This is a genomic window from Treponema sp. R6D11, assembly GCF_054786075.1.
This window is the reverse complement of sequence record NZ_BDHD01000150.1, coordinates 1-4,393: the sequence shown is the minus strand read 5'-3', so window position 1 is coordinate 4,393 and position 4,393 is coordinate 1. Positions and strand designations below refer to the sequence as shown.

Below are 4,393 nucleotides of genomic sequence, written 5' to 3'. Positions count from 1 at the left end.
ACATAACTACATTTATCGCCGCTCTTTTCCTTTCGCAATTAGGTTCAGGTCCAATCAGAGGGTTTGCCGTAAGCCTTTCAATCGGCGTTTTCTCATCGGTATTTACAGCCTTGTTCGTGTCGAGGTTAATTTTCGACTTTGATACAGATGTTATGCGAAGTAAAAGGCTGTCTATAAGTTGGAGAACTCATATTCAGGATAGCGCAAAGGCGGTGAGCTTATGAGAAAGACACTTAGATTTTCCAAATTTTTTCTCCCCGCGGCTATAATTTCCGCTATTATTATTCTTTTTAGTTTGTCAGGCTACATCATTAATAAAGGGTTTGCCCTTGGCGTAGATTTTCAGGCGGGTCTTATTCAGGAAGTTAAAATTGCCCCGACTGCGTTTAGTCTTGGTTGGAACGGCATATCAAACGCTGTTCTTCAATCCGACAGAAGCGGTCTTTACATAATTGTTTCCGGCTCCGGCGTAGACCCAAAGACATACTCATTTACTTTCAACGAATATACGACTATCGGTTCGATTAAACGAGCCATGGAACAGCAATTGAGCGATATTGAAGTAGCGTTGTCAGCTAACGAGAATATAAATTCACAGTGGTTGATTATCAGTTCTCAAGGGAATCCCGTCTTGAATAAAGACACGCCGTTTTTAATTCATTATATTGATCCGCAAAGCGCTCCTGTCGATATTTCCGACATAAGAACGGCAATGGCTGGTTTTACTCAAAGCGTCGCCGTGCAGAATATCGGAACGCCTGCAGAGCGTCATTTTATGATTCGTATAGAAGACAAAGCCAACGAGCGGGTAAAATCAGACGAAATCATACAAGTTCTTGAGTCCTATTTCGGCAAGGGCGGCATTGCAGTTATGCGATCCGACTATGTAGGCTCAAGCCAGTCCAAAAAACTTATAGATCAGGTTTTTTACCTAATACCTCTTACTTTGCTTTTAATTTTAATTTACCTGATTATCCGCTTTAAAGTGCAATACGCTATTGGCGGCGTAATCGCTATTTTACACGACTTGCTTGTAATAATCGCGTATCTGGTTTGGGCAAGAATGGAATTTAACACAACGACTATCGCGGCGATTCTTACCATTCTTGGTTACTCTATCAACAACACAATAATTTTATTTGATCGCGTAAGGGAAAATATTCGCGTGTATCCCGATAACACATTCACCGATATTATGAATATTTCATTGACAGGCATACTTGGGCGTTCTATCATAACAACCTTGACGACAATGCTTGCCGTATTGTCCCTGTTTATCTTTACAACAGGCTCAATGAAAGATTTTGCCCTTGTACTGTTAATAGGAATGACATCAGGCACATATACGTCGTTATTTATCGCCTCTGGTTTTGTAAACTTCTGGGAAAACAGCAAAAAGAGACAGGCAAAGAAAAAACTGGCGGCGGCATAAGGCGTCAATGACAATAATCCGCGCCCGCGTACTTGGTTTCTGCATGGGAGTAAGGCGGGCGGTGGAACTTGCTACAGCACAGGCGAAAAATGCGGCGGAGGAAAACTCTGCCGTATACACTCTGGGACACTTGATTCACAACCCGCAAGTATTAGCAGATCTTGAAAAACAGGGAGTTATTGCCCTAAACCAAAACGCTCTTGAACAAATACGGGAAAAAGGTAAAAACTGTTGTGTAATTATCCGCGCTCACGGAATAAGTCCCTCAGCGGAGAACACGTTGCGCGGCATGGAATGTAAAATAATAGATGCAACCTGTCCCAATGTAAAAAAAAACCAATTAAAGACACAGGAGTTTTCCCGCGCGGGTTACAGTTTATTTCTAGCTGGGGAATCAACACACGCGGAAATAGAGGGAATTACAGGTTACGCAAGCTGTGCTCCTTTTTGCAAGGCGGTAATAAATACGCAGCAGGCAGGGGAAGCCGCCGCCGCTTTGCATAAAACAAATAGTAACGCCAAAACAGCGCTTATTGGGCAAACGACAATTTCGCAGGACGAATACCGCGATATAGGCAATGAAATAAAAAAATATTTTCCCAATTTGGAAATAGTAAACACAATTTGCGCCGCCACCGCAGAACGTCAGCAGGCGTTACGAGAGCTATTAAATGAAGTAGAAGCAGTAATAATCGCCGGCGGCAAAGACTCCGCCAACACTCGCCGCCTGCTGCTGATAGCGAAAGAAAGCGGCAAACCCTGCGCCCTAGTAGAACGCGTTGATGAGATACCGGGAAATTTTTATGGTTTTGGAACTGTTGGCATATCTGCGGGAGCGTCCACGCCGGATTTGTTGATAAGTGAGATTGAAAAGACGCTCACAAATTAAAATCCCATTTCTTCAAGCGCTTTCTCGGTCTCAGTAATTTCATCATAAGGCATAACACGATCCGCATAGATAATCGAGTTCTCGTGTCCTTTGCCTAACAACAAAACAATATCGCCTTTGTGCGCTAAAGAGAGAGCCTTGCGGATAGCGGTGGGTCTGTCGGGTATCAGGAATAAGTTTTTATCGCGTTCAAAGACCGCTCTGTTTTGATCTATTATCATGTCGGGGTGTTCAACAGCTTTTACAACTCTTAACCCTTGATCTTTGCATACGCCTGTTTCTATCTCAAGCAGAATGTCTCTGGGTCTTTCACCTCGCGGGTCTTCATCGGTAAGAATAATAAAATCACTGTAGTGGGCGGCAATTTTTCCTTGCTCGGCTCTTTTGTGCGTGTCGCGCTCTCCTGCGGAGCCGAAAAGACTTATTATTCTGCCGCCTGTTTTATCCATTCTTTCGCGAATTGGCGGGAAGATTGTATGGAACGAAGAAGGCGTATGCGCGTAATCTACAACAATTTCAAAGGGTTGTTTTTTACCAACCGAGGTCATTCTGCCCCTTACCGGTTTTAAAAATTTAATTTGCGGAATAATGTTTTTTATCGGTAAATTTAAAAGATGCGAAACAGTAAGAGTCGCCGCCAGCACATTTCCCGAATTATAAGCGCCAGGAAGCTGATCCCTTATTTCTATTTGTTCGTCTGTCTCCGTAAGGGCAACCAGATACCAATTACCCCACGCGTTGCTTGATATTGCTTCAAGAATCATGTCTCCGTCCCTTCCCGCGGGACTATACCTGTATATGCTGTTAGTTGATAACTTCATTACATAACGTGAGCTTTTATCGTCGTTATTCACAACTCCAAACGGCTCAACAAAAGGAACTCCCTCGCTATGCGCATAATTATTTACCATACGGAAAAGATTTGCTTTGTCGTCCCTGTACTGTTCCCATGTTCCATGAAACTCCAAATGTTCATGCGTTATGTTAGTTAAAACTCCGGCGCAAAAATCAACATCGCCTAATCTGTTTGTTTTAGCGGAAAGCCCGTGAGAGCTTGTCTCCAATACCGCGTATTCACAGCCGTTATCCGCCATTTCACGCAGAAGACGCTGAATAACGGGAGCTTCGGGGGTGGTTTGATGCTCTGTATTGTTTAAAACTTCGCCGCCCAAACAATGTTGAACAGTGGAAATAAATCCCGCTTTTTTACCCAACAATGTTAACAACTGCCAGATTAAATAAACAGTTGTGCTTTTGCCTTCAGTTCCGGTTACTCCCGTTACGAGCAAATGCTGAGAGGGAAAGTCGTAAAAGGCGGCGGAAATAGGGGACATGGCAAAACGCGCGTCTTTTACTTTTATGTAGACTATGTTTTCTTTAAATTCGGCAATATCGTTTTCATGTACAATTACTACAGCTCCCTTGTTTATCGCGTCTTCAATGTAAAGGCTTCCGTCTGTATGGAGTCCGCGAAGGGCGAAAAAAAGGCTTCCCTGTTTTACTTTTCGCGAGTCGTATTCAAGAGAGTTTACAAGAGGGTCAGACATACCATTGGAGGATATAAATCCAGATTTTTGCGAGGTGTATTTTGTAAAAAATTGTGTAAGACGCAGTTCCATTATTCCTCTCCAAAAACAATCGCTGTAAAAGTATAAAGCTGAGTATCAGGCGCGCTATACGCTCCTTGGGGTAACCCCGCCTTTACGCAAATGTAATCAAGATATTGCTCAAGATTCCAGCCCTGTTCCACAGGAACCTGCGGCAGTAAAACCCCCGATCTTCCGCGCCCTGTCAATAAAAGCCCGTGAACGCCGACCTTTACCTGTTTTGGGTCAGGGCATGGCGTCATGGGAGAAAGCGCGGAAATCTCGATATGCAGACTGGATAATTCATCTTTTTTTAACGGCGGAAAGCGGGGGTCTTCAAAGGCTGCTGATTCCGCCATAAGGCGCACTGTTTCTATCAGGGGCAGATTAGCCGCCATTCTGCCGATACACCCGCGCAGGCTGTGTTGGCTGTCCTTCATGTGCAACGAAACAAACGCTCCGCAGGGTGTTTGAAGGTTTGAATCC

At 44.0% G+C, this 4,393-nt stretch carries 4 protein-coding genes and 1 pseudogene; 3 read left to right on the top strand and 2 right to left on the bottom strand.

Annotated features, from left to right (window positions below):
- The 3 genes and pseudogenes from ACYVTD_RS10160 to ispH all read left to right on the top strand — a co-directional run.
- Positions 1–224: pseudogene (locus tag ACYVTD_RS10160) on the top strand (hypothetical protein); the annotation flags it as partial.
- Positions 221–1,432, top strand: coding sequence for a protein translocase subunit SecF (gene secF / locus ACYVTD_RS10155; protein ID WP_461247665.1), 1,212 nt, complete (start codon positions 221–223; stop codon positions 1,430–1,432). The pseudogene ACYVTD_RS10160 and the gene secF, both read left to right, overlap by 4 nt.
- A gap of 7 nt (positions 1,433–1,439) precedes the next feature.
- Complete coding sequence (gene ispH / locus ACYVTD_RS10150) at positions 1,440–2,321, top strand: 4-hydroxy-3-methylbut-2-enyl diphosphate reductase (RefSeq protein ID WP_461247664.1); 882 nt, start codon at positions 1,440–1,442, stop codon at positions 2,319–2,321.
- Here ispH and ACYVTD_RS10145 read toward each other — a convergent pair.
- Entirely contained in the window at positions 2,318–3,940 is a 1,623-nt protein-coding gene (locus ACYVTD_RS10145) for a Mur ligase family protein (RefSeq protein WP_461247663.1), read from the bottom strand. The genes ispH and ACYVTD_RS10145 overlap by 4 nt on opposite strands.
- A partial coding sequence (gene amrA, locus ACYVTD_RS10140; protein WP_461247662.1) for an AmmeMemoRadiSam system protein A occupies positions 3,940–4,393 on the bottom strand: 454 nt, incomplete at its 5' end. The genes amrA and ACYVTD_RS10145, both read right to left, overlap by 1 nt.

What these genes read in the sequence shown, in the direction of transcription:
- secF (WP_461247665.1), top strand. Translation starts at nt 221, where the DNA reads ATGAGAAAGACACTTAGATTTTCCAAATTTTTTCTCCCCGCGGCTATA.
- ACYVTD_RS10145 (WP_461247663.1), bottom strand. Translation starts at nt 3,940, where the DNA reads ATGGAACTGCGTCTTACACAATTTTTTACAAAATACACCTCGCAAAAA.
- ispH (WP_461247664.1), top strand. Translation starts at nt 1,440, where the DNA reads ATGACAATAATCCGCGCCCGCGTACTTGGTTTCTGCATGGGAGTAAGG.